At 44.2% G+C, this 26,254-nt stretch carries 17 protein-coding genes, 1 pseudogene and 1 riboswitch; of the genes and pseudogenes, 12 read left to right on the forward strand and 6 right to left on the reverse strand.

Translation table 11 applies throughout. From position 1 onward, the window contains the following. Window positions 1-5 precede the first annotated feature (5 nt). Genes proB through CC90_RS0105125 form a run of 3 tightly spaced genes read left to right on the forward strand, consistent with a single transcriptional unit; the run spans window position 6 to window position 1,721 of the window. Window positions 6-917: a glutamate 5-kinase gene (gene proB, locus CC90_RS0105115; protein WP_051869427.1), complete on the forward strand. Its 912-nt coding sequence runs from the start codon at window positions 6-8 to the stop codon at window positions 915-917. A gap of 29 nt (window positions 918-946) precedes the next feature. Then, a complete protein-coding gene (locus CC90_RS0105120; RefSeq protein WP_031389742.1) occupies window positions 947-1,174 on the forward strand; it encodes a DUF896 domain-containing protein in 228 nt (75 codons plus the stop codon). Beyond that, window positions 1,152-1,721, forward strand: coding sequence for a 5-formyltetrahydrofolate cyclo-ligase (locus CC90_RS0105125; RefSeq protein WP_031389743.1), 570 nt, complete (start codon window positions 1,152-1,154; stop codon window positions 1,719-1,721). Before CC90_RS0105120 ends, CC90_RS0105125 begins: the two co-directional genes overlap by 23 nt. A gap of 97 nt (window positions 1,722-1,818) precedes the next feature. Here the strand turns inward: CC90_RS0105125 and CC90_RS23600 are convergent, their stop codons facing one another. Continuing rightward, window positions 1,819-2,175, reverse strand: coding sequence for a helix-turn-helix domain-containing protein (locus CC90_RS23600; protein WP_081905875.1), 357 nt, complete (start codon window positions 2,173-2,175; stop codon window positions 1,819-1,821). A 282-nt stretch (window positions 2,176-2,457) separates the two neighbouring features. Here CC90_RS23600 and CC90_RS0105135 point away from each other — a divergent pair, with 282 nt between their 5' ends. Next, window positions 2,458-3,705, forward strand: coding sequence for a glutamate-5-semialdehyde dehydrogenase (locus CC90_RS0105135; RefSeq protein WP_031389745.1), 1,248 nt, complete (start codon window positions 2,458-2,460; stop codon window positions 3,703-3,705). 132 nt (window positions 3,706-3,837) lie between these two features. Here the strand turns inward: CC90_RS0105135 and CC90_RS0105140 are convergent, their stop codons facing one another. Beyond that, window positions 3,838-6,318, reverse strand: a complete 2,481-nt coding sequence (locus CC90_RS0105140) for a LuxR C-terminal-related transcriptional regulator (protein ID WP_031389746.1) — start codon at window positions 6,316-6,318, stop codon at window positions 3,838-3,840. Window positions 6,319-6,604: 286 nt separating this feature from the next. Here CC90_RS0105140 and CC90_RS0105145 point away from each other — a divergent pair, with 286 nt between their 5' ends. From CC90_RS0105145 to CC90_RS0105155, 3 genes are all read left to right on the forward strand, one after another. After that, the gene (locus CC90_RS0105145; RefSeq protein WP_330373191.1) at window positions 6,605-6,778 is read left to right on the forward strand and encodes a hypothetical protein; all 174 of its coding nucleotides are present in this window, start codon (window positions 6,605-6,607) and stop codon (window positions 6,776-6,778) included. 390 nt (window positions 6,779-7,168) lie between these two features. Beyond that, window positions 7,169-14,683 (forward strand): S-layer homology domain-containing protein, encoded by a 7,515-nt coding sequence (locus CC90_RS22105; protein ID WP_035315177.1) that lies wholly within the window; start codon window positions 7,169-7,171, stop codon window positions 14,681-14,683. A gap of 65 nt (window positions 14,684-14,748) precedes the next feature. Next, a riboswitch (cyclic di-GMP riboswitch) is annotated at window positions 14,749-14,842 on the forward strand. Between the two features lie 211 nt (window positions 14,843-15,053). Next, window positions 15,054-15,872: a MerR family transcriptional regulator gene (locus CC90_RS0105155; protein ID WP_031389748.1), complete on the forward strand. Its 819-nt coding sequence runs from the start codon at window positions 15,054-15,056 to the stop codon at window positions 15,870-15,872. 72 nt (window positions 15,873-15,944) lie between these two features. Here CC90_RS0105155 and CC90_RS25105 read toward each other — a convergent pair. From CC90_RS25105 to CC90_RS0105180, 4 genes and pseudogenes are all read right to left on the reverse strand, one after another. Then, a pseudogene (locus tag CC90_RS25105) lies at window positions 15,945-17,844 on the reverse strand (extracellular solute-binding protein). Beyond that, window positions 17,841-18,668 carry an ABC transporter permease gene (locus CC90_RS0105170; protein WP_031389751.1) on the reverse strand — a complete coding sequence of 276 codons (828 nt, stop codon included), beginning with the start codon at window positions 18,666-18,668 and terminating at the stop codon, window positions 17,841-17,843. Before CC90_RS0105170 ends, CC90_RS25105 begins: the two are co-directional and overlap by 4 nt. Next, window positions 18,658-19,734 carry an ABC transporter ATP-binding protein gene (locus CC90_RS0105175; protein WP_031389752.1) on the reverse strand — a complete coding sequence of 359 codons (1,077 nt, stop codon included), beginning with the start codon at window positions 19,732-19,734 and terminating at the stop codon, window positions 18,658-18,660. Before CC90_RS0105175 ends, CC90_RS0105170 begins: the two co-directional genes overlap by 11 nt. A gap of 26 nt (window positions 19,735-19,760) precedes the next feature. Continuing rightward, the gene (locus CC90_RS0105180) at window positions 19,761-20,303 is read right to left on the reverse strand and encodes a helix-turn-helix domain-containing protein (RefSeq protein ID WP_031389753.1); all 543 of its coding nucleotides are present in this window, start codon (window positions 20,301-20,303) and stop codon (window positions 19,761-19,763) included. A gap of 474 nt (window positions 20,304-20,777) precedes the next feature. On the opposite strand from CC90_RS0105180, the gene CC90_RS0105185 reads away from it, so the two are divergent. The 5 genes from CC90_RS0105185 to leuB all read left to right on the forward strand — a co-directional run bounded on the left by CC90_RS0105185 (window position 20,778) and on the right by leuB (window position 26,191). Next, window positions 20,778-21,845, forward strand: coding sequence for a lactonase family protein (locus CC90_RS0105185; protein ID WP_031389754.1), 1,068 nt, complete (start codon window positions 20,778-20,780; stop codon window positions 21,843-21,845). Window positions 21,846-22,058: 213 nt separating this feature from the next. Then, window positions 22,059-23,138: a M15 family metallopeptidase gene (locus CC90_RS22930; protein WP_051869291.1), complete on the forward strand. Its 1,080-nt coding sequence runs from the start codon at window positions 22,059-22,061 to the stop codon at window positions 23,136-23,138. A 27-nt stretch (window positions 23,139-23,165) separates the two neighbouring features. Beyond that, entirely contained in the window at window positions 23,166-24,290 is a 1,125-nt protein-coding gene (tgt, locus tag CC90_RS0105195; protein WP_031389756.1) for a tRNA guanosine(34) transglycosylase Tgt, read from the forward strand. Window positions 24,291-24,492: 202 nt separating this feature from the next. Further along, window positions 24,493-24,801 (forward strand): preprotein translocase subunit YajC, encoded by a 309-nt coding sequence (gene yajC / locus CC90_RS0105200; protein WP_031389757.1) that lies wholly within the window; start codon window positions 24,493-24,495, stop codon window positions 24,799-24,801. A gap of 304 nt (window positions 24,802-25,105) precedes the next feature. Then, entirely contained in the window at window positions 25,106-26,191 is a 1,086-nt protein-coding gene (gene leuB / locus CC90_RS0105205) for a 3-isopropylmalate dehydrogenase (RefSeq protein WP_031389758.1), read from the forward strand. Window positions 26,192-26,254 lie beyond the last annotated feature (63 nt).

Raw genomic sequence — 26,254 nt, forward strand, 5'->3', positions numbered from 1 at the left:
GTCCCATGGAGACAAGGAAAGTGAAAGAAACAAAGGACGGTGCAGATGTAAAGCGCTTTAGGGAAAGACTTAAGGATAAGAAGAAGATCGTAGTGAAGATAGGTTCCTCCTCCTTACAGCATTCGGAAACGGGAGATTTGGACTATACCAAGCTGGACGTTCTCGTAAGGGAACTCTGCGATATGCGCAACAGAGGAAAAGATGTAGTTCTGGTGACTTCCGGTGCCATTGCGGTAGGAAAAAAAGCAGTGAATATCAAGGATATAAAGCATGAGGAAGAGGACAATCCGATTGCGGTAAAGCAGGCGTGTGCGGCGGTAGGTCAGGCGAGGCTTATGATGACATATCAGAAAATATTTGCGGAATATAATCAGGTGGCAGCGCAGATACTTATGACAAAGAATACGATAGTAGATAATTTGAATCGTTACAATGCGCACAATACCTTTTCCGAGCTGTTCAAATTAGGAGTTATCCCTATTGTGAACGAAAACGATACGGTAGCCACATATGAAATCGAAATCGGCGATAACGATACGTTGTCGGCTATCGTAGCAGCCTTGGTGGATGCGGATCTTTTGATACTTCTTTCCGATATCGACGGATTATATACCGACGATCCGAGGCAGAATAAGAATGCGCAGTTTATTGAGGTGGTGGAGGAGCTTACCGACGAGCTGATGGATATGGGAAAGGCTTCTACGGGAAGCAGTGTTGGAACGGGCGGAATGAATACGAAGCTGATTGCGGCAAAGATTGCCACTAGCTCCAACATCGATATGATTATTGCTAATAGCAAGGATATTAAGGTGCTGCACCGTATTTTGGACGGGAAAAATATAGGAACTTTATTTGTCGGCAATAAAGAGACCTATTTCGATTTGCCGGAATTTGTAGCTAATATGCACAACAATTGATGAAGTACGAAATGAAAGGTTAACATAACATGGAAAGCATAGATAAAAAAATTGCCCGAATCAATGAATTGTATCGTAAGGCACAGGCGGAGGGACTGACTGAGGAAGAAAAAGGGGAACAGGCAAGTCTCCGCAGCGAATATATAGCCAATGTAAGGGCCAACCTTCGCGGACAGTTGAATAATATCAATATTCAGGAGAAGGATGGTTCCATTACCAGTCTGGGAGAAAAACATGGAAACAAAAAGACACATTAGAAAAAGTGTGCTTAAGCTAAGAGATGAGCTGCCACAGAGCGTTAGACAGACTATGAGCCGCCGGATTATAGGAAGGCTTATGGATACCGATGCTTATAAAGAGGCGGGAGCGATTCTATCTTATGTGAACTTTAAAAGTGAAGTGGAGACGGAAGAACTGATTGCAGAAGCGCTGAAAAGCGGAAAAAGAGTTTACTGTCCCAGAATAGATGAAGAAAATATGGATTTTTACCGTATCACGTGTATGGAAGAGTTGTCGGAAGGTTATAAAGGAATACGAGAACCTATGCCGGAGGGGAACAGGCTCTTAAGCGGCAGGGATATCAGCATACAGAAATGCTTGATGATTATGCCGGGAAGTGTCTTCGACAAAGAGAGGAACCGGATTGGGTATGGGAAGGGATATTATGACAGGTATCTGGAGCGGTATCCTCAGCTTCCAACCATAGCAATATGTTTCGAGTGCCAGATTGTGGAGCATGTTCCGGCAGAGGTATATGACAGAAAGCCTGCCATGATACTGACGGAGGAAGCGTTTTACACATAAAACAAAAGCTGTGTTGCTGAAGTATATGGCTGCGAGAGTGTGTAAGCACATTTTTGTTCAAAAAAATGCTGCAAAGAATGAACCTTTGCAGCCAATTTTATTTATATTTCGTCTGAGTATTTCCAAGATAGGAAAGATATTTGACAACTTCCTGACGGTTTGTCTTATTCAGCTTTTCCAAATTGTTAATGACTTCTTTTAAGGAAATATCATGTACATATTTGGAATTTAAATCATAGGAGCCGACGTAGCCGGGTTCCACGCCGAGGATATAATCGGCGCTGACTTTATAGAGCTTAGCCAGATTGACGACATGCCGGGAGGGAAGCTCACGCTTATCGAGTTCATAATAAGAATAAGCCTGCTGGGATATTCCCAGATAATCAGCTACCTGCCTTTGTTTAAGATGATTGTTTTCTCTTAAGCTCTTTATCATAACACTTACGTCTGCCATATGAATACCCCTACTTCACTTTGTTGTGGAAATAATAGCATACGACATAAAATAGTATGTGGAATAACCACGAATTTATGTTTTGAAATATAATTCAACAACAAGATGTTGTAAAAAATAAATTTAAGAGATTTTATTTGCAGAAATCATGCGTTGCTGAGAACGGAGTGAACTGTAACGATAAAAACATGGCATCTGAAAATCATGGTTGAAATAAATGAAATTTTACTATATAATTAATAAAATTTCAGACAATGGAGAACCGAAAGGGAGGGCTTATAAATGACGGATTTAGAAAGCATGGGACAAAGAGCGGCGGCGGCGAAATTCGAGCTGCAAAGGCTCTCGGCGGAAAAGAAAAATGAAGCGCTTAAAAAGGCGGCAGAGGAATTGGTCGCCGATACGAAGCACATTTTAGAGGAAAATGGAAGAGATATTAAAAACGGCGAGAAAAATGGAATGCACCCCGGCATGATAGACAGACTTCGCCTGACTGAGGATAGAATAAAAGGGATGGCGGAGGGACTGCATCAGATTATCGCGTTGGATGACCCCGTAGGAGAAGTGTTAGAAGCCTTCACCCGCCCCAATGGACTGCATATTCATAAGTGCAGAGTTCCCCTTGGCGTAATCGGTATTATATATGAATCGAGGCCTAACGTGACGGCAGATGCCTTCGGACTTTGCTTCAAGGCAGGCAACGCGGTTATCCTAAAAGGAGGAAGCGATGCCGTTTTCTCGAATATAGCGATAACGGCTGCCATAAGGGGAGCACTTAGTGCCTGCGGTATATGTGAGGATGCCATTCAGCTCATTGAGAGCACGGACAGAGAAGTGACTGCACAGTTCATGAAGCTGAACCGTTATGTGGATGTACTCATCCCCAGAGGCAGTTCAGGGCTGATTCAAAGTGTTATTGCCAACAGCACGATACCCGTAATTGAAACGGGAACGGGAAACTGTCATATCTTTGTGGATGAAACAGCGGATATTGAAAAGGCACTTCCCATCATTATTAATGCGAAGACTCAGCGTATCGGCGTATGCAATGCTTGTGAATCGCTGCTCGTGCATAAAGCGGTGAAGGAAAAATTCCTTCCTATGTTAGCGAAGGCACTTAAGGAGCACTCGGTGGAAATGCGGGCCGATGAGGAGATAAGGGAAATCATCACGGATGCACTTCCTGCTACGGATGAGGATTACGGCACGGAGTATTTGGACTACATCATTTCCATGAAGACGGTATCTTCTGTGGATGAAGCGATTGCTCATATTAATAAGTATGGAACAAAGCATTCCGATGCGATTCTTACTCAAAATAAAGAGAACGCAGATAAATTTTTACGGGAAGTGGATGCAGCCTGCGTTTATGTGAATGCCTCCACGCGGTTCAGCGACGGCTTTGAATTCGGCTTCGGGGCAGAAATAGGAATCAGCAATCAGAAGCTTCATGCAAGAGGTCCTATGGGACTTAAGGAGCTTACCTCCTATAAATACACAATTGAAGGCGACTGGCAGGTACGCCCTTAAGCATTTGGCTCGTAAAGGATTGTAAAAGTATAAAAAGCTTTGAAGTAAGGCGGCAGGCACCCATGTGTCTGCCGTTTGTGCAGCTACGCGCACCTTCCCCCTGCTTGTCAATCTTGTTTTGGGCGAACTTCCTTAAATCAGCCCGTCCATCCGTGCAATCTTTATCGCCGCTACCTTTCCGCTTGCTTCGAGTTTTTGGTATATATTAGCCAAGTGAGTTTTAACGGTACCCAAAGATACACTTAAACGCTCCGCAACTTCTTCTCTTTTCAGGCCTTCCGCGGTAAGGGAAAGCACCTCTGTTTCCCGTTTGGACAGTTTGACCTTATCCGGCTGACTGGCTTTCAGGCCCTCCAGATACTGTTCGCTGTAGGAAACCACCTTTTGAAGATACTCATTTCTCGAATCCTTGTTTGCCATTATTCTCAGCATGTCCATGATGTAGGACGCATTTTCCGCAAAGGGCAAGAGGATATCATCAGCCTGGGCTTTTACCAGAGCCTGTTCCAATTCAGCCACTCCTTTATCCAGCCCATACAGGTGGTATTTTGCCACAGCCTTAAAAATATGGTTATGGATAAAGCCCAGCTGATTGCTGAACAGCGAAAACTGTTCCTGCAAATCTTCCGTGAGAACTTCAAGAGCCATATAATTTCCGGAAAGCATCACGGCCTTGCCGTGAATAATATAATTAAAAGCAATCCCATGATATAAGAGATCAGCAGCTGCCATATTCCCTGCCTGTAACCAGAAAGGGATCTTCTCACGCTGCCCAATGCAGGCATACGCATAACCCTTGCAGAGATCAACCGTCGTATTATAGATGGAATTATTGAGGGGGGCAATATCTTCTTCCAGCTGCTTTAGCATGTCAATCGCTTCCGAGACTTTACCTTGCAGCAGGTAAAGTCTGATTAATGAAAATTTGGCACAGATAATAATACTGGTCTGTTCCTTTGTCTGGGCTTTATAGATGGCTTTGAAGCTGTTCAGCTCGGCAGCCTTCCAGTCGCCGGTTTCCAGTGCATACTCTGCCGGAATCAAATATTCGGAGCCTGTGCCACTGCCTCCAGTAAATACTGCATATGCCGTAAACCTTTCCACGGCAAGCTGCGAGATTTGCAGGAAGGCTCCCTGATCTCTGAAATAAACATAAAGCAGATGGGGTGACCCCATGGTAAATTCGTTTTCCCTGCTCATGATGTAGGACTGCTGACCGTTCAGAAGCCTCAGGATTTCGGCATTGTGTTCGCTGGAGGAATTAATTACATTGAAGGAAGTAAAACGCTTGAAGATCAATATTTCTGCAATAATGTGGTTTCTATCATCCTCATCGATATTTTCCATATCCTCGTAGGCTTTTTTCAGGTCGTCCAGTTGTCTTGTGCAGTCTGCAATGGTTGCACCGTCGCCTTTTACTATGGAAAGCAGAAGGTGCTGTAGATAGGCGAGAGGATACTGATAGAGCAGCTCATAGGAGGCAGCCCGGAACATTTCAAAAGAGCCTTCAAAGCTGGTAAGCTCATTGCGGATATTTTTGGGATTATTCAGATGGGCAAGTATTCTCTCTGTGTCTCCTGCTTTGTTAAAATAACCATAGGCAGCAATAAAATTGTTGCCGGAAAGTTCCCATTCACCGAGACGGGAATATAAACCACGAAGATCTTCCTCTTTAAATTTAAATTGTCGCTTCGTCCGAAGAAAATCAAGAAGTACGTTGTGAATTTTATAGGTCTGTGTGGACTGGTCATAATAAACAAAGGCATTTTCCTTGCGGAGTTTTTTTAGGATTTCCAAAGCCCTTTCTTCTCCGGTCACAAAAAGTGCCTGCTTTGCCGTGAAAATATCGAGTAAGGAGAGCTTTAACAGGAAGCTCCTGATAGATTCCTCATAGGTGTTAAACAGCACCTTCTCCACAAGCTCGTCTATGGAATCGTTCATCCCCACCGGGACACCGTTTTCAGAGGCAAGCAGTATCATATAAATCAGGGAAATCCAGCCATCCGTATAATCACTTATTTTTTGTATCTCCGTCTCAGACATATTGCCGGTCATCATACGGCAATAGGCGTGAACCTCATCCTTGGAAAATTTTAATTGCTGCTGTGAAATAATATAGCAAAGTCCCTTGGAAAGCAGCTCCTGAAAATCAATATGGGTGGTATCTCTGGTAATGATCACAATATGTAGATTGTCCATCTGTTCTGCAATAATTCGCATGAGGAACCTGTTGATACTGAGGTCTGGCGAGAGGTGGAAATCATCAATCACCAGAACCGTTTTTGCCGGAAAGATAACACTATTCAATAGGGTGACTACCTTTTCTGTCTGCGGAATGTCCGCAGGGAATCCCAGAGCCTTTAATTTGGTTGATACTGTTTCATCCAGCCTGTTTAATTGAGCTGTGAAATTATTCCAAAATGGAGGAGTGGATTCACCTGTGTTTAAGAAGGCAATCCAAAGTGGGTTATTCTTCTCCGCTTTAAGAAAACTCCTGACAGCGGTGGTTTTTCCGAAGCCCATAGGTGCTTCTATGACAGTCAGGGGATAATCATATATCCGGGATAGAATTTTACCCAGGGGCTTTCTTTTTAATAGTTCCGCTTTCTTCATACAGTAATCCCTTTACATTGAAGCCTTCTAAACCATTTATTTACGAGTTTCATGTTTCATTATTATATAAAAAAACAAAAAAAAATACAACGATAATATATAAAATCCGCCGAACGGCAGATACCGAAAAATAAAATAGCTTTTATAATTTGACTTGTATACCTATTTCAACCGGGAACAAACCATAAGGGAGGAATTTAAAATAAGCAAGATTATAAAAGTGACACCCAATGACAACTATACGCTTTTAATTGAATTTGAGTATGGTAATCAGGTGTTGTTTAATATGGAGCGTATGGTAAAGACATTACCCTATTGTGCTTTAAGCAATCTGGAACTCTTTAGGGAAGTTCGGATGGAGGAGAAAGCGATTTATTGGGATACAGATAAGCCCACTCTGATTCCGCTCCGGTTTACGGTGGACAATATCCTTTTTACTATCAGAGACTATACAGACTGAACAGTAAAGCGTAAATGCAATGGGAATTTTAGAAAATAAGAAAAAATATTTTATATCATTACTAGTAGGTTTCAAACTCTAAAAGAGTGGTTTTAGTTTTCCTAAGGGTTTGAGCCTTACAAAAAAGATTGGTGGCCAAGTGATTTAAAGTAATCAATTGGTCAAAGCCTTCCAATGAATTAGGAATATGTAAGTAATCGGTGTAAATAAGGCCATCAGAATCAATACAACAAATAAACATAGAACTGTGGTTAGAGCCTTTAGGAAACAGTTGGCCAAAGCTGCTATAGGAGAAAGCACTAATCCACAACGTCTAAATAAACTATAGTGAATTAAAAATCAAATGGAAACTTAGATTTACTACGTTTTCATTATACAAGGAGACCAATAATGAAAATACCTTTTAAACGAAGTTGTAAAAAAACTATACAGGTGCTGCTGGTAACGGCTACTTTAGTGGTGGTATTCCTACAGGCTTTCTATTTACCGGTAAATGCGGAGAATACTATAATTGATATAAGTAGCTATTGGGGTAAAGAAACCACACATAATATTTCGAATGAAGGCACTATAGATTTAACTGCTTTCCCGTCAACAGAGGCAGGCAAGTTGACTTTTAATATCACAGGAAGCACAGCCAGGGTTACTATTCTGGGCGGAGGAAGAACCTATACAAATCTTTGTATAATGATAGGAGAAGGCGCTTATGTTACATTAAATAATGTTTCAATAGATAATACGAATTTCGAAAATACTTCACCGGTTATTGTAAATGATAATAATGCGGATAATCGGCTTATGTTTAGTGGTGAAAACACACTTACCGGAGGTGCGGCTAGACCTGGTATAACTGTTCTTAACTCAGGTGGTATTATTAATAATATTACTATTGACAAATCAAATCCGGGTTTGCCAGACAAAAGCTGCATATTAAATGTAAATGGAGGTACTGGTGCTGCAGGTATTGGGGGAATGCAGAACCGTGATTGCGGAAGCATTACAATAAAGGGAGGCACGATTAACGCTACTAGTAATGAAAACTCTGTGTGTAGTGGTGCAGGCATAGGTGGTGGTGCTAAAGGTAATGGTGGTAAAGTCACAATCAGTGGTGGTATAGTGACTGCAAGAGGTGCGAAAGGCGGTGCAGGTATAGGCGGAGGGGCCAACCCAGATAACTGGACGACCAACGGAGGAGCAGGTGGGGAGATTACTATTACTGGAGGAGTAGTACGAGCATACGGCAGTGGAGTTGAGATTGGTAAATACGGAGGAGGAACTATTTCTGGCGGAGGTGCAGGTATTGGCGGAGGTGCTGGCTATAATTATGGAGGAGTGGGTGGAAAAGTAATAATTAGCGGAGGCACGGTAACAGCAATCGGGGCAGGAGGAGGCGCTGGTATTGGAGGGGGACGTATAGCGAGTGGTGGTGATGTAAATATTAGTGGAGGAATTGTGTATGCAGAAAGTAGCGATGGGGGTGCAGGAATAGGAGGAGGCGGGTCTGGTTCTGGGTTTTTGAACAAGACTGGCGGGAATGGTGGCTTAGTAACTATTACAGGAGGCACCGTTGAAGCAGTAGCTTATGGCTCTGGCTGTGATATAGGTAACGGAAATTACGGCGAAGGTGCCAAGATATATTTTTCAGGTGGTTCAATTAGATCAGATGTATTCAATTGTGCACCAGTAGTAAGCATTACCGACACTAGATCTGTTGATCGGAATGTGGTCACAATTCCGAATATCAGTTCTGCAACAGCGGTAAGCTATACTGTTGATGGCGGGGAAACCAAATACGCTTCAACTGACAGCTTGGGAAGGCTGTACCTATGGCTGCCTGGGGAAAATGATGAAAAGGTATACGATCTATCAGTTACCATTTTAGCGGACCCATCAAAAACTTATAGCTTAAAAACAGACCCTATAGTTTATAAATGGGGAAAACCAGAAATATATACTATTACAGACAACCGGACAATTGATCTGGCTAACTTTTTCTCAAAACCTGATGCAAGTAATCTGACGATTGCGGCAAGCGGAAGTACAGCCGAAGTAAAAATAGTCGGTGACGCTAATATTACATACAAAAATCTTCGAATTACTATTGATAAAGGCGCACATGTCACTTTATATAATGTAAATATAGATAACAGTACCTGCAGCGTCGAGTACTCACCGGTAGAAGCAGGTGACAGCAATACAGGGAATACACTGTACATAATGCAGATGAATAAACTGACCGGAAGTAAAAACATGCCGGGAGTATTTGTTGCTGAAGGTACAAACCTGAATATTTTTAGATCTAGCGATCCGATGACAGGTACTGCAAGATTATATGCAAACGGAGGTGCGGATGCTGCTGGTATTGGCGGTAAAAATGGCGGCGGTGCTGGCTCAATTTCCTTTAATAACGGATCAGTTACAGCCGTAGGTAACGGGGGAGGTTCGGGTATTGGCGGTGGTAACAATGGTATTGGCGGTACGGTGTCAGTAGTAAATGCGATAATAACTGCACAAAAAGGCTCAAATGCAACATATGATATCGGCGGCGGTCAAGGTGTAGCAGGCGGTAAAACCTATATCGGCAGCGGTGTTATTTTTGCTTCGAATATTTCGAATGTTCCCGAAGTCAGTACAAGCGACAGTACACAGCTTGGGAAAAAGAGCTTGAAACTTGGGGATACTTCGACAAATACTAATTCCATGATAATTAATAACCAATACAACTGCGGTAATATCAAAACTGATTCTTATGGTTATCTGAATTTGTATTTTACAAAGGGTACTCATTCTGTATTCTGTTACGATGTATCAAAATTATTTATTACATCTGATAGTAGTTCAGACTACCTGACTGTTACCAGATTGGAAGGTTTTTCAAATACTGGATATTCAGCTGACAGCTCAGGTGATATTAATATAAGTGAAAGCGGCAGCTATTTGATATCCGGCAACACAACTACATTCAAAAGCAGCATTAAGGTTGCTCCGGATATTAATGTAGATATTACACTTGATAATGTAAAACTCAGTTCAAATACTTCAGGCTTGAGTCTTGATTCAAATACAACAGTTAACCTTACTATAAAAGGTATGAATACACTGTCAGGCGGAGCGAGTTTCCCAGGTATAACTGTTCCCGAAACTTCAACACTTAATATAGAGGGAACAGATACGGACTCATTAACTGTAGATGGCAATGGAAGTGCCGGTATTTATAATGGTGGTATTGTAAATATAGAAGGCGGAAAAATAACTGCAAACGGGGGAGCATCAGGTGCAGGTATCGGCGGAAGTAAAAACGATGCAGGCGGAAATATTACAATATCCGGCGGAATCGTAACCGTAACTGGCGGAAATGGTGCTGCGGGAATAGGTGGTGGTGAAAATGGTGCAGGCGGAACTGCAACAATAACTGGTGGCATGATTAAAGCTGTTAAAGGTACAGATGCACCATATGACATAGGGAGCGGTAAAGGTACTGGACTTGCAAGCGGAACAAACACCTTCATAGGTGGCTCCATAAATGTGGTCAGCGTTTCCTCTGTGCCAACAGATGGAACGGAGCCTGTATATTTAACTACTGTGGATGTCATCGATAATAATGGGCTGAGTCTTTTAGATACTACGGTTTCTTTTACCATGCCTAATGGTGTTAAATTTGACACTGCCACTGACAGTGAAGGCAAGCTCTATCCTTGGCTTCCAATGGGCGATAATATAACCGTCACTATTACCAGTGGTGGAAAAAATTATACAGCAACTGGTGATGTCACAATTGCTGGCCCTAACAAAATGACAACAGCGCCCACAGTAACCAGTGTAACAGTAACACCGGCGACCGCCACTGTCCAGAAAGGGGAAACGCAGACTTTCAACGCAACGATTACAGGGATAAATAACCCGGCACAGACTGTGACATGGGATATCCAAGGTAACACAAGCATAAACACGGGCATCGACAATACAGGGAAGCTTACAGTTGCAACTGGTGAAACAGCAAGCACTCTGACAGTCACAGCTATCTCCACAGCAGACAATACCAAATCAGGTACTTCAACTGTTACCGTAACCGCATCCGATACTTCTCCAACGGTAACAAACGTTAAAATTACACCTGCTACCATTTCGGTGCAAAAAGGGAGTTCGTATACCTTTGCCGCAGTTGTAGAAGGAACCAATGATCCGTCACAGAGCGTAAAATGGGAGATAACAGGTAAGAACAGCGCTGATACAACCATAAATAATACAACCGGCGTATTGTCCGTTGCGTCTGACGAAAACTCGGACACACTGACGGTAACTGCCACATCGGATGCCGATACTTCAATATCGGGCACCGCAACCGTTACCGTGACGAACGTACCGGCGACGGTAACCAGTGTTACCATTGCGCCGAAGCCGGTTTCTGCAACGACAGACAGTGCTATCAGCTTTAGTGCAACAATCGTAGGGATAAATAATCCATCTCAGGCGGTAGAGTGGAGCGTATCAGGGAATAACAGCTCCGGTACAACCATAAGTAATATGGGCGTACTGACCATCGCAGCGGATGAGACAGCAACGGCACTGGCTGTCACGGCGGTATCCGACATTGATAACAGCAAGTTTGATACGGTGACAGTGGACATAACGACCATATCGCCGCCGGCAGCGACGGTGTCTGATGTAACCATAACCCCGGATAATGTTACGATTACAAAAGGAACTACCTTTAGCTTTAGTGCTTCTGTTACGGGAACAAATAGCCCGTCACAGACCGTAACCTGGGCTGTGTATGGGAATAGTAGTTCGAGCACCATCATCAATGATTCCGGTGCGCTTGCGGTAGCGGCAGACGAAACGGCAGCCACACTGACGGTAACGGCCACCTCCGCAGCGGACAATGCAGTATCTGATACGGCTACGGTAACCGTTGCAGCCGTATTGTCTCCAACCGTGGATTCGGTTACAGTCAGCCCATCGACAGCGACCATAATTAAGGGTAATACACAATCCTTTACAGCAACGGTGACCGGGAGTAATGATCCTGCGCAGACGGTAGAGTGGAGTGTGTCTGAAAATAACAGTTCCAGTACCACCATAAGCAGCAGCGGCTTGCTTACCGTGGGCTCGGATGAGACGGCAGCGGTCCTGACCGTGAAAGCTTTATCCACCGTTGACAGTACCTGTTTTGATAAAGCAACGGTTGTGGTAACAACGACACCGACTCCGGTAGCCACCGTGTCTACTGTAACAATTACACCAACTTCGGCTACTGTGTCAAAGGGCAGCACCTATACCTTCGGCGCGGTTGTAGCGGGAACAAACAATCCATCTCAATCAGTAAGCTGGAGCGTGTCCGGTAATAATAATGCAGGAACCATCATCAATAGCTCCGGTGTGCTTACGGTAGAGGCAAACGAGACGGCAACCACGCTGACAGTTACAGCTACCTCCGTGGCAGATGATTCAAAATCCAGCGCAGTTACGGTAACAGTATCTGATACAGCATCAACCGATCCGACCGTGGATGCCGTAGCGGTCAATCCGCTGACAGCCAATGTAGTCAAAGGCGGCACAGAAGCCTTCAGCGCGGTGGTTTCGGGCAGCAATAGTCCCGCTCAGACAGTAACCTGGAGTGTGTATGACAACACGAGCTCAGGCACGACCATAAACAGCAGTGGCTTGCTTACCGTGGGCTCGGATGAGACGGCAGCAACACTGACAATAAAAGCTGAGTCCACTGTGGACACCTCTAAATCCAGTACGGCAACGGTTACGGTAACAGATGCCTCGACACCGGCACCCACTGTAACGGTTGTAACAGTGATTGCCAGCAGCAGCAGCGTCCTGCCCGGAGCAACACTGAACTTTACGGCAACGGTGGCGGGAACGAACAGTCCTTCTCAGGAAGTGACATGGGCAGTAAGCGGCAACAACACTGCCAACACGAAAATCACCAGTGCCGGGGTACTCACTGTTAGCTCCGATGAGACAGCAACATCTCTTACCATCACAGCCACCTCGATCCTCGATAATATAAAGTCGGGTACGGCAACCGTCACGGTAACACCTCTGGTAACCGTATCATCGGTTACCGTGTCTCCGTCAAGCGGCAGCGTACAGACCGGAGGAACAAAGACCTTTACGGCAACGGTTACAGGTACGAATAATCCGTCCCAGGAAGTGACCTGGAGCGTGAGCGGGAATAACGGTGTCGGAACCACCATTAGCAGCAGCGGTGTACTTACCATTGCTTCAAGTGAGACGGCAAGTACACTGACGGTCAAGGCTGCCTCAATCCTTGACAGCAGTAAATACGGTACCGCTGCCGTCACGGTTACGCAAGCCAATACTACCACTCCAACCACCGGAGGCACCGGTGGCGGCGGTTCTTCTGCCAGTCCTTCCACGGATAAAACACCTACGGTACGGGTGAAGAAAAAGCCGGATCAGCCGGTTAGTGCAGGAATCAGTGTCACTGCAACAGTGGATAAGACTGGACTTGCGACGGTAACAGTTCCTGAAAACTCCATCACAAGTGCCATTACAAAGGCAAAGGCCGAGGCAAAGACACAGGACAAAACAGAAAATGGCATAGGAATAGCTGTTAATGTCAAGCTGCCTGGCACGGCAAAATCAACATGCATTGTATTGACACAGTCAACCTTGAAAACGCTGATTGACGCCGAAGTAAAATTACTCGAAATAAACGGGGCACCTGCATATCTGTCATTTAACTTGGAAGCCCTCAAAGAAATTCAGAAACAAAGCAGCGGAGACGTAACCCTCAGCCTTACTCCCGTAACTTGCCTTACCGGTAATGCAAAGACACTGATCGGAAGCAGAGCTGTATACAATATCTCCATCAGCTATAGAAAGGATGGAAAGACCGTAAGTATCACCTCGCTGCATAGCGGCAGTGTTACCATCTCCATCCCTTACACACCAGGAAAGAAAGAGACGGTAGGCTATCTGTTCGGAGTTTATGTGGACGGAAACGGCAAGACAACACGCATTCAAAACTCAACCTATGACGTGAACAGCAAGAGCATTATTTTTGACAGTAACCATTTTTCCATCTATGGCGTAGGTTATACCGCTCCAAGTGAAAAATTCACGGATGTATCCGCCCATTGGGCGAAGGAATTCATTGACTATGTAGTTGGCAGAGGACTCCTTTCCGGTACGTCTACCACTACTTTCTCACCGAATACGTCTATGAGCCGCGGAATGCTCGTTACAGTGCTCGGAAAAATGGCCGGTGTAAATGTAAGCAGCTATCAGACCTTCAGCTTTACCGATGTGGATGCGGAAGAATACTATGCGCCATACATTGAATGGGCATGTAAGAACGGTGTTATAAGCGGCGTTGGCAACAGCAAATTTGCTCCGGATCGTGCGGTTACCCGTGAAGAAATCGCATTGATACTCAGCAATTACGCAAAAGCCACCGGCTATACCCTCCCTGTTACCCGTGAAGCAGTTGTCTATGCAGATGCGAACAGTATCAGCAGCACCTTCAAGGAAGCAGTACAGGCCATGCAGCAGGCCGGCATCATGATGGGCGGAAACGATAACAAATTTAATCCCAATGCAAATGCGACCCGTGCCGAGGTTTCGGCAATGCTGACCCGGTACGTCAAACTGACCATTAACCCGGATACTTCACAGGGCTGGGCTTTAAATGATGCAGGGCAGCGTATGTATTATCAGGATGGCAAAGCCCTGACCGGCTGGCAGGATATCGGCAGCGGAGATAAGAAAAAGCACTATTTCTTTACCTCGGATGGTATTATGATATCCGGCAAGTGGCTCAAGATCGCAGACAAATGGTATTATTTCTACAAAGACGGTTCTCTTGCGGTCAGCACGAAAGTTGACGGTTACGAAGTAGATGCAAACGGTGTAAGAAAAAACAAGTAACAACAAACAAAAGTACGGAAGAATATATCAGAGACAAGAAATGTGGGACATATCAATTAACAGAATAGGGACAATGGTCAACCCATTGAAAGATGGTGGGGACGCAAAGCCGTAGGATCTAAGACGTTCTTAAACGTTATTGATAACCTGGTTGCCGATAGTCATACAAAAGCGGATTCAATTTTGAATCCGCTTTTTCTTTTGCGCGCCAAGCAAAAGCTGTGCTGCCAAAGTATTTGTTTGTGAGAGTGTGCGAAGCACACTTTTGTTCTATAATAAAAAAATGTGATATAGGTATTGACTCTTACATAGTGTTATACTTTATTATAAATTTGAGCTCAGGAATTCACATATGTGAAAGGAGAAATAAATGATAAAAATTGGAGATTTTTCAAAATTGTCGAGAATCAGCATACGTATGCTCAGGCATTACGATGAAATCGGGCTGCTGGTACCGGCCTCCATAGATGCTTTTACGGGATATAGGTATTATAGTGAGGCGCAGCTTCCATTAGCCGAGCGAATCCATGTGTTAAAAAATATGGGATTCGGTCTTGCCGTCATTCAAGAAATCTTGGAAAAATTTGATGATGCGCAGGAAATGGAGAAATTCTTACAGGTAAAGCGAAGAGAGCTGGAGGAAGAGGAGAACGCTACGAAGCAGCGGATTATACTTCTCGACAATGCGATAAATTGGTTGAGAAAGGATGGTAATTTTATGGATTACACAGTATCGTTAAAAATATTGCCTGAAAGATATGTGGCTAGCATACGTCAGGTTATACCCAGCTATGGCAGCGAAGGAATGCTTTGGGGAATACTCGGACAGGAGGGTGGTCCTCAGAATATTCAGCCGGATAATCCGTGCTATAGCCTGGCAATCTTTCACGATGAGGGCTATAAAGAGAAAGATGTGGATGTAGAGATTCAGTTTTCTGTAGTAGGAAAATATAAAGACACGGAGCATGTAAAGTTCAAGACAGTGGCCCCGATTCAGATAGCTTCTGCGACGTATAAGGGAAGCTATGAGCAGATTACCAGGGTGAATGAAGCGGTCGCTCATTGGGTTATGGGAAACGGATATGATTTCGACGGAGCGTCTTTTTGCATTTATCATGTGAGTCCGCACGATGCGGCAACAGAGGATGATCTGGTTACGGAAGTATGCTATCCGGTAAAAAAGAAATAGTCATATATATTTAAGGACAACAAAAGCGGGTTCAGTTTTGAATCCGCTTTTGTTCCATTAATAAATCATATATCAGTTCGATTTTACTTCTTTCCACAGATCGTTATAAAGAGCATCGCCGTCGTCTCCCAAATACTGGAAGGTTTCCAGATTGGAATACTGTGATAAATCAGGGAATGCGATGGCAGAGTTTTTAATTTCTTCATCCTCAATCAGCGCTCTTGCAGCATCGTTGGGAGTAGAATAGGTAATATATTCAAAGTTTTTCAGGGCAATATCCGGACGGCACATGAAATCGATGAATTTTTCCGCATTTTCTTTGTTCTGAGAATTCTTTGTCACCACCCAGGAGTCGATCCATATGTTAGTTCCTTCCTTAGGAATCACGTATTCCAAATCGGGATTCTCTCGCTGTGTGAAAATAGCTTCGCCGGAGTAGATAACTCCGATAGCCGCTTCGCCTCCGATCATCTTGTCACGTACCTGATCGATGACATATGCCTGAACGAGGGGCTTTTGTTCTATTAAGGAATTCTTTGCCACATCCAGCTCGGCAGCGTCCGTGGAATTCATGGAGTAGCCGTTTAATTTAAGAGCCACCATAAATGCGTCGCGGACGGAATCCTGCATTAAAATATTGTCCTTATACTTTTCGTTCCATAATATGCTCCAGCTGTCCACCGGTTCATCTACCATGGTCTTATTGTAAAGAATTCCTACGGTTCCCCAGCAATAGGGAACGGAATATTTGTTCTCCGGATCGAACTGCTTTGCCTGATCCCAATACTGTTCGCCGATGTTGGCTTTCGCGTTAGGCATATTATTGAAATTTAACTCGGCCAGCAAATCATTTTGGATCATCTTTTGAATCATATAATCAGAAGGGCAGATAACATCGTATTCGGAAGCACCTGCTTCGATTTTCGGATACATGATCTCGTTGGTCTCGAACTCATCGTAAACGACTTTTATTCCGGTCTCTTCTTCGAACATATCCAGTACGTCGGGGTCCATATATTCGCCCCAGTTGTATACGATAACCTCACCGTTTGCACCGGAAGAACCGGTGCCGCAGCCTGCGAGAGATAAGAGCACTGCCGTAGACATACATAATATAGATAAATGTTTTTTCATTGCGGTAATATCCTCCTTAGATGTTAATTTATTGTTACTGCGAAGCCGTAGGCTGAAGAGTAACGATTTAAGCTTTTTCTTTCGGCGCTTTATTGACAAGGAATAGAAGCAGCAATACGGTTACAAAAATAATAGTAGATAACGCGTACATTTCCGGTTTAATTCCTTTTTTTACTTCGGTATAAATTTTGGTGGACAGCGTGTCGACGCCGGCACCCTTGGTGAAGTGCGTAATGATGAAATCGTCCAGGGACATGGTAAAAGCCATTAAAAATCCGGACAGCACCCCGGGCAGTATATCAGGAAAGACCACCTTGAAAAAAGCCCGTACGGGAGATGCGCCCAAATCCAGGGCAGCCTCATAGGTGCTGGGACTTATCTGCTTCATTCTCGGCATGACGCACAGAATCACGTAAGGAATATTGAAGGTGATGTGGGCCAGCAGAATTGTTCCAAGTCCGAATTTAAGTCCTAAGCTGATAAAGAGCAGCATAAGGGAAATACCCGTAACGATATCCGCGTTCAGCATGGGAATATTGGTAACGCCCATGATGATAGTACGGTTTCTCTTGCTCATGTCGTTTATGGCGATGCAGGCGATGGTTCCGATGATAACGGCAATGAAGGAGGATACGAAGGCAATCAGAAGAGTATTCCAAAGAGCCTGCATGATTTCTCTGTTTTCGAAAAGCGAAAAATACCATTTTGTCGTAAAACCTCCCCATTTCGCCCTCGTGCGGCTGGCATTAAAGGACAGCACCATAAGAGTGGCGATAGGAGCGTAGAGAAAAATAAAAATCAAAGCGATATATATTTTTTTGGCAGTTGTTCTAATCATAGTGCGGAGCCCTCCCCATCTTTATCGAAGATAGCGGAAGCGACCATGTTGACGATGATAAAGATCATGAGTACGATGGAAAGTCCGCTTCCCAGATGCCAGTTTCCTGCCTGAGTGAAGGATTCTTCGATTACGTTGCCGATAAGAAGAATCTTGCTTCCGCCTAAAAGGTTGCTGATAACGAAGGTAGTAAGCGCCGGGATGAACACCATGGTGATGCCGCTGATAACGCCGGGAACCGACAGGGGGAACGTAATCTTGAAAAAGGTCTGTAATTTGTTGGCACCTAAATCCTTGGCTGCATTGATAACGTTCGGATCGATTTTAACTAACGCATTATAAAGGGGCAGCACCATAAAGGGCAAAAAGTTATATACCATGCCAAGCACAATGGCATAGGGCGTATTTATAATATTTAAGGACGGCAGATGAAGAATTGCCAGCACGTTGTTAATGACGCCGGTTTTTTCTAAGAGAGTCTGCCATGCGAGAGTCCGAAGTAAAAAGTTCATCCACATAGGGAGAATAAAAATAAGAACAATGAAGTTGTGCTGGTTCACGTTCATATTTGCAAGAATCATCGCCAGAGGATAAGCGATGAAAAAGCATATAACAGTGCTTATAAGGGACAATCCCAGGGAGAGCCAAAGCGCCTTTGCATGCTCCGCGGACATAATCGCCGTCACATTTTTTAAAGTGAAGGTGCCGGTCTTATCGGTCAGTCCGTAGTAAAATACCATACACAAGGGAATGATGATAAAAATAACAGCCCATGCGATGTAAGGAGAGGACAAAAGCCTTTGGGATGATTTGCTATTCTTCAACGCCTACTGCCTCCTCGTCTTCCGATGCCGGTTTGTTCATGATCTGGATGTTGAACGGATCTACCTTAATGCCCACCGGTGTCCCCACAGGAAACATGCCGGTAGAATGAACAAGCCATTCGAAACCGTTCGCCGTGACTTCCATTTCGTAATGCACACCTTTAAATATCAAATGAGTGACAGTTCCCTGAATCGTTCCATCCTCCGGCTGTTTGGTAAGCTCCACATCCTCCGGACGGATAACCACATCCACCGGCTTGTTATGGCCAAAGCCCGTATCCACGCAGGCAAATTTTGCTCCGAGAATTGACACCAGCTTATCCTCTAACATCATCGATGCAATGATATTGCTGTCTCCGATAAAGTCGGCAACAAAAGCATTTTCCGGCTCATTATAAATCGTTTCAGGTGTTCCGATCTGCTGGATATAGCCCTGGTTCATAACGACGATGGTATCGGACATGGTAAGGGCTTCCTCCTGATCGTGGGTAACGTAAATAAAAGTAATCCCCAATTCATTTTTCAAACGGATCAGCTCATACTGCATATCCTGACGAAGCTTTAAGTCCAACGCGCCCAGAGGCTCGTCCAAAAGAAGCACCTTGGGCTCGTTTACGATAGCGCGGGCAATGGCGATACGCTGCTGCTGACCGCCGCTTAAGGAATCAGGCATGCGCTTTTCATAGCCATCCAGATTTACGAGTTTTAGAGCATATTTAATTTTATCGTCAATATAGTTTTTGCTTTTATTTTTAATTTTAAGCCCGAAAGCAATATTTTCTGCAATATTCATATGGGTAAAAAGAGCATATTTTTGAAATACGGTATTGAGCTGGCGCTTATTGGGAGGCATGTTCGTAATATCCTGTCCGCCGAAAACTACCCTGCCCTTGTCCGGGGTAACAAAGCCGCCGAGTATGCGCAGGGTAGTGGTCTTCCCGCATCCGCTTGGACCGAGCAGAGTAAGGAATTCATTTTCATGTATGTTTAGATGCAGCTCATCCAATACCATTTCCCCATCAAAGGATTTCGATATATCGATTAGATTAATTAATTCTTTGTTCATAGAAGAGATCCTCCGGTACGTAAATGTTAAAAACTGGGCGGAGAGCTGATCCATAGGATAACTGCTCCGGTTTTCTTATTTGCTGTAATATAATGTGTCGTATTCGGTGTGAAGTAAAAAGTTTCCCCTTTTTTAGCGCGAATTGTTTTCTTTCCCAAGGTGATGGCAATGCTTCCGGACAAAACGTAGCCGAACTCCTCTCCTTCGTGAGGATTATCCGGATAAGTGGAACCGCCCGGAGCCAAGGTCAGGCGAATCGGTTCCATAATATTCTTCTGGGCATTGGGAATGATCCATTCAATTTTATTACCAAGCTCTTCATCTATTTTTTCGAAATAATCCGTATCATGAAAAACAATTTGTTCCTCCTGCGGATGTTCCGAGAAAAACTCCTGTAAATCAGTTCCAAGACATTGCAAAATATCCATTAGGGTAGAGATAGAAGGAGAAGTTAGATCGCGCTCGAGCTGCGAAATAAACCCCTTCGACAACTCACACCGCGCCCCCAGTTCTTCCTGCGTCAGCCCTTTCTGTATTCGTAGTTCCTTTAATTTATTTCCTATTTCCATAATTTACCGCTTTTTTTCGTGGTGTGCCAGACCTTTTTGTGAAGAAAAGGTAAACACAAAGTTTACTGATACTAAACAAACACTGATAACAATTATACTAGGAGTTAAAGCATTGTCAATAGGAAAAATTAAGAATTTACATTTAGGATTTCAAAACAAATTTTGTGTGCGCAAGGTAGAAAATCGCTTATAATATAGTTAACAAAAAATAGGGGGTGTGGTATAATGTCCGAAAAGGGCAGAGTCGGATAATCGGTTGCGCTATTATCGTGCTCGCACGAATAACAGCGCAACCGATTATCCGACGAGCGAAGCGAACTCAAAAACGAAGTTTTTGAGTCTCTGCCTTCCTACCGGTATCCAAGCCCCAATCACCTTCCGAAGATTATACCCTCCGGAAGGCCAAGGCTCTCACAAGGCCAAGGCTCCCGCAAGGCGGTGCCCCTCAACAGCAAACACAAGGAGAACAATCCCATGGAAAACGAAAAATACGTAGCATACGTTTCCACCTACACTACAGAGATAGGAGACAAGCATGGAATAAAAATTTATGATGTAGATATGAAGCAGGGAAGGATGATGGAAAAGGATCAGGTAGAAATCACCAACTCTTCCTATATTACGATTTCCCACAATCAGAAATATCTTTATTCTATTACCGACTTCGGAGTAGAAGCCTATAAGATATTAGAAAATGGAGAACTTTCTCTGATCAACTTCGAATCCATCAATGGCATGAGAGGCTGTTATCTGTCAACCGACTACTGTGACGAATACCTTTTTGTGGCAGGTTATCATGACGGCAAGATTACGGTACTCAGGCTGAAGGAAAACGGAGGTATCGGAAGCATAACCGACGAAGTGTTCCACAAAGGCTTGGGAAGCATCGCTGAGAGAAATTTCCGCCCCCATGTCAACTGTGTGAAGATGACAAGAGATAATAAGTATTTGTGTGCGGCGGATCTTGGAATGGATCATGTCAAGGTATATACGCTGGACAGGGAAAAAGGAACTCTGAAACTGGCGGATGTCATAAGGAGCGATCAGGAATCGGCACCCAGGCATTTAAAGTTTTCCAAGGACGGAAGATATCTTTATATCGTACACGAACTGAAAAACTGTGTGGATGTCTACAGTTATGAAGTGAAAAACGGCAACCCGTATTTTGAAAGGATTCAGGAGATTTCCACTTTAAACGATTACCATGCAAGCAACGCTGCGGCCAGCACACTTAACTTCTCTGCGGACTTCAAATATCTGGTCAGCTCCAATGCAGGAGACAACAGTGTGATCATTTATAAAATAAACGAAGAAACCGGTCTGCTTACAAAGGTTTTCTGTCTTCCGGTAAGCGGAGATTATCCGAAAGACGCGGCTCTTTTCCCGGATAATAAGCATTTGGTCTCTCTCAATCACGAATCTGCCAGCATGACATTTTTTAAGGTGGATTTAAAAAAAGGATTGATCATCATGAATGGACCGGAGGTAAGGGTCGAACAGCCCAACTGTATCATATTCCATAAGCTGCGCAATTTTATGTAAATTTTATTTTCCTTCGCTGCAGAAAGAAACAAAAATCTCTATCAGGTCGGGAAACCTCTTCAAAATCAGGAAAATAGAGGGTTTATTTTGAAAAAACAGTGTACAAATAAAATAAATGTGTTATCATATATTGTAGAAATTTATGTTAATTTGTAGACTTGTATAAACGTTATGTAAATCCTCAAATTCGTGCGGTGGAGATGTGGGCATCTTATGGAGAATGAATTTAGAGAAAAAGTACGCCAAATTTTTCTTAAAGTGGTCAAAAAAAATAAATATTTAAAAGAGCCGATGCTATTTTGTATGACAATAGTGTTGATGGTTTATTATGCCTTACGGCATCTTGAAGATAACGGAAAGAGATATGCGGGAGTGGGATTTGTTATCATATTTTTCCTGCTCAACAGCAGCTTCGCCTTTCCGATTGCTATAGGTGCGAGCAGTTTCGTGTCTTCGGGGGCATCCGAGGTGAAGACGGAGATGGAGGAAGCGGCCGTTGCCGCAAAGGAAAGCGGTGCAGTTTTAGCCAAGGAGCCGGTGGCAGAGGCTGAAATGGTGATTTTGGATGACGAGGACGTGATGGATGATTATGAGGACGCGGAGCATCACGGCCTGGAGGACGAAGATCAGTATACTTTAGATGAGATTTTGGAAGAAAATAAGGATTATCGGGCAGAAACCAGCTTAGCAACAGACGGGCAGTCTGGAGAAGAAGTCACTTTTTCTGCAGATGACTGGCGTCTCGTGCTTATCAACAAGCAGCATCCCATACCGGAGGGCTATCATTTTGAACTGGTGACAATAAAGGGCTGCATGCAGTGTGACGGAAGGATCAAAGAGGATCTTCTTGCTATGCTCCAGGGAGCGAAGGACGATGGAGTCAATCTCGTTATTCGTTCTCCATATCGGGATATGAGCAGGCAGGAATATCTTTTCAACCGCAAAATCAAGGGCTATATGAAAAATGGTATGTCTTATATGGAAGCTTATAAGACCGTATCCCAGACGGTAACCGTGCCGGGAGCCAGCGAGCATCAGATCGGTTTGGCAATAGATATTACCAGCGACAACTATGCGGCGCTGGACGCAGGCTTTGGAGATACGCAGGCCGGAGAATGGCTGGCGAAGTACGGCTGTGAGTATGGCTTCATACTTCGTTATCCGTTGGGAAAAGAATATATTACCGGTATCGAATACGAACCTTGGCATTTCCGTTATGTAGGCAAAGAAGCGGCGGAAATCATTATGGAAAAAGGGATTACTCTTGAAGAATTCATGGAAAGCTATTTATGAATATTATGAAGAAAGCGAAAAATTGTTATGTATAAATTGATCAAGCAGGAGGGCAGAGCCAAAAGGGGCGAGCTGCACACTGTGCACGGTGTTATTCAGACTCCGGTATTTATGAATGTCGGAACCGCTGCCGCGATAAAAGGGGCGGTGGCTTCGGAGGACTTAGAAGGAATAAAAACGCAGGTAGAGCTGTCCAACACATACCATTTGCACGTCAGGCCCGGGGATGAAGTGATAAAGAAGATGGGCGGACTGCACAAGTTCATGGCATGGGATAAGCCCATTTTGACTGATTCCGGCGGCTTTCAGGTATTTTCGCTGGCTTCCTTAAGGAAAATCAAAGAGGAGGGCGTTTATTTTCAGTCCCACATCGATGGACGGAAGATTTTTATGGGCCCGGAGGAAAGCATGAGAATCCAGTCCAATCTGGCTTCCACCATAGCGATGGCCTTCGACGAATGTCCCTCCAGCAAGGCGGAACGCGAATATGTACAGGCTTCGGTGGAGCGGACGACCAGATGGCTGGAGCGCTGCCGGGCGGAGATGAATCGGCTGAATGAGGCAGAGGATACTATTAATAAGAAACAAATGCTGTTTGGAATCAATCAGGGAGCCATTTTTTCGGATATCCGCATAGAGCATGCCAAAATTCTTTCTCAGATGGAGCTGGATGGATATGCGGTGGGAGGTCTTGCCGTGGGCGAGAGTCATGAAGAAATGTATTATATATTGGAAGAAACGGTGCCGTACCTTCCGGCCGATAAGCCTACTTATTTAATGGGAGTAGGGACGCCCGCCAATATTCTTGAAGGCGTAGAGCGTGGCGTGGATTTTTTTGACTGTGTGTATCCAAGCAGAAATGGACGGCACGGACATTTATATACGAATCAGGGTAAGATTAACTTGTTCAATGCGAAATATGAGCTGGATGAGCGCCCCATCGAAGAGGGCTGCGGCTGCCCGGCCTGCCGCAGATATTCCAGAGGCTATATCAGACACTTGTTAAAGGCGAAGGAGATGCTGGGAATGCGCCTTTGCGTTCTCCATAACCTCTATTTCTATAATACGATGATGGAAGAAATCAGAGATGCGCTCGGCGAAGGTAATTTCGCAGCATATAAGAAAAAGAAACTGGAAGGAATGGCTACGTGAGAACGTGATTCAAGAGATGATTTCTGCTTCGCGAAGCGAATTGAAATGCAGAAATCATGTGTTACGGTGAACGAAGTGAACAGTAACACATGGTAGCCGGAGAGTTATAAAAAATGTATAAAACTACTTGTTTTATATATTGAATTTGTGTATGATACTTTGTAGTAAACGATGAAAGAAGAAATATTAGGAGGAATTACGAATGGGTATTTTGTTAACAGAGGCGGCAGGCGGTACGGGAGCCGGTATGATCATGGTTGTTTATATCGTCCTTATTGTTGGTTTCATTTATTTCTTCATGCTTCGTCCCCAGAAGAAAGAGCAGAAGAAAATGTCCGCAATGCTGTCTTCTCTTGAGATAGGCGACAGCGTACTGACTAACAGCGGTTTTTATGGTATAGTGATTGACATTACGGAAGACACGGTTATCGTAGAGTTCGGTAATAACAAAAACTGCCGTATACCGATGCAGAAATCCGCGATTTCTGCGGTGGAGAAACCGGAGGCATAAAAGCTGTTTGCTTTTAAATGAAGGATGGAGACGTTTTAATAAAGAACGAAGAGATAAAGTAATCTCTTCGTTTTTTTCTAAAATATCGCTACAGCTTGTTACGTTACTGTTCGCTCCGTTCTCAGCAGCGCATGATTTCTGCAATGCAAAATTTTTGCATGTAAATTCGCTCTGCGAAGAAGAAATCATCTTTCTCTATATTTTATAACAGGGTTGAATTTTGCTATATTTTAATATATTATGAGATGAGTAGGCTTTTGTACTGTACTACGGCAAAGAATGAAATTAAGGGAGTGAAATTGATATGGAATTGAAGATTACATGTATTCCCGGCGACGGCATTGGGCCGGAAATCGTAGGAGAAGCAAGAAAAGTACTCGATAAGGTGGCAAAGTGTTACGGACATCGAATACAATATACGAATATATTGATGGGAGGAGCTTCTATCGATGTGCATGGCATTCCTCTTACGGAGGAAGCGGTGGAGACGGCGAAGGCTGCCGACGCGGTGCTCATGGGCTCCATAGGCGGCGATACGACGACTTCGCCCTGGTATAAGCTGCCGCCGAACCAGCGGCCGGAAGCAGGACTTTTAGCCATTCGAAAGGCGCTGAACCTTTTTGCCAATTTAAGGCCGGCTATTTTATATGAGGAGCTTGCAAAAGCATGTCCCCTTCGGGAAGAAATCAGCGCACATGGCTTTGATATGCTGATCATGAGAGAACTTACCGGGGGTCTTTACTTCGGAGAAAGAAAGACAATAGAAGAAAACGGAATCCGAAAAGCGACGGATACTCTCGTCTATGATGAGAACGAGATACGGCGCATTGCCATTAAGGGCTTTGATATCGCGAAAAAAAGACGTAAAAAGGTAACCAGCGTGGATAAGGCTAACGTGCTGGATTCCTCCAGACTTTGGAGAAGTGTGGTGGAGGAGGTCGCGAAAGATTATCCGGAGGTGACCTTGGAACATATGCTGGTGGACAACTGTGCGATGCAGCTTGTAAAGGATCCTGCACAGTTCGACGTAATACTTACGGAGAATATGTTCGGTGATATTCTTTCAGACGAGGCAAGCATGGTAACAGGCTCTATCGGAATGCTGGCGTCGGCTTCCCTGAACGACACGAAGTTCGGACTTTATGAGCCCAGCCACGGTTCCGCACCGGATATTGCGGGAAAGAACATCGCAAATCCCATTGCTACCGTTTTATCAGCAGCGATGATGCTTCGATTTACCTTTGACTTGGATAAAGAAGCAGATGCCGTAGAGGCGGCGGTGAAGCAGGTGCTGAAGGAAGGATACCGGACATCGGATATTATGTCGGAGGGCTGTAAAAAGGTGTCCTGTACACAGATGGGCGACTTGCTGGCAGAGAGAATTAGTTAAAGACAGACAGATGATATACAAATACTAGAAATAATAAAAATAACAGCAGCTAGAGCAAAGAAA

The organism is Kineothrix alysoides (genome assembly GCF_000732725.1).
In the GTDB taxonomy this organism is placed as follows: domain Bacteria; phylum Bacillota; class Clostridia; order Lachnospirales; family Lachnospiraceae; genus Kineothrix; species Kineothrix alysoides.

Coding starts and splice junctions, on each gene's coding strand:
- proB (WP_051869427.1), top strand. CDS start 6: ATGGAGACAAGGAAAGTGAAAGAAACAAAGGACGGTGCAGATGTAAAG.
- CC90_RS0105120 (WP_031389742.1), top strand. CDS start 947: ATGGAAAGCATAGATAAAAAAATTGCCCGAATCAATGAATTGTATCGT.
- CC90_RS0105125 (WP_031389743.1), top strand. CDS start 1,152: ATGGAAACAAAAAGACACATTAGAAAAAGTGTGCTTAAGCTAAGAGAT.
- CC90_RS23600 (WP_081905875.1), bottom strand. CDS start 2,175: ATGGCAGACGTAAGTGTTATGATAAAGAGCTTAAGAGAAAACAATCAT.
- CC90_RS0105135 (WP_031389745.1), top strand. CDS start 2,458: ATGACGGATTTAGAAAGCATGGGACAAAGAGCGGCGGCGGCGAAATTC.
- CC90_RS0105140 (WP_031389746.1), bottom strand. CDS start 6,318: ATGAAGAAAGCGGAACTATTAAAAAGAAAGCCCCTGGGTAAAATTCTA.
- CC90_RS0105145 (WP_330373191.1), top strand. CDS start 6,605: ATGGAGCGTATGGTAAAGACATTACCCTATTGTGCTTTAAGCAATCTG.
- CC90_RS22105 (WP_035315177.1), top strand. CDS start 7,169: ATGAAAATACCTTTTAAACGAAGTTGTAAAAAAACTATACAGGTGCTG.
- CC90_RS0105155 (WP_031389748.1), top strand. CDS start 15,054: ATGATAAAAATTGGAGATTTTTCAAAATTGTCGAGAATCAGCATACGT.
- CC90_RS0105175 (WP_031389752.1), bottom strand. CDS start 19,734: ATGAACAAAGAATTAATTAATCTAATCGATATATCGAAATCCTTTGAT.
- CC90_RS0105180 (WP_031389753.1), bottom strand. CDS start 20,303: ATGGAAATAGGAAATAAATTAAAGGAACTACGAATACAGAAAGGGCTG.
- CC90_RS0105185 (WP_031389754.1), top strand. CDS start 20,778: ATGGAAAACGAAAAATACGTAGCATACGTTTCCACCTACACTACAGAG.
- CC90_RS22930 (WP_051869291.1), top strand. CDS start 22,059: ATGGAGAATGAATTTAGAGAAAAAGTACGCCAAATTTTTCTTAAAGTG.
- tgt (WP_031389756.1), top strand. CDS start 23,166: ATGTATAAATTGATCAAGCAGGAGGGCAGAGCCAAAAGGGGCGAGCTG.
- yajC (WP_031389757.1), top strand. CDS start 24,493: ATGGGTATTTTGTTAACAGAGGCGGCAGGCGGTACGGGAGCCGGTATG.
- leuB (WP_031389758.1), top strand. CDS start 25,106: ATGGAATTGAAGATTACATGTATTCCCGGCGACGGCATTGGGCCGGAA.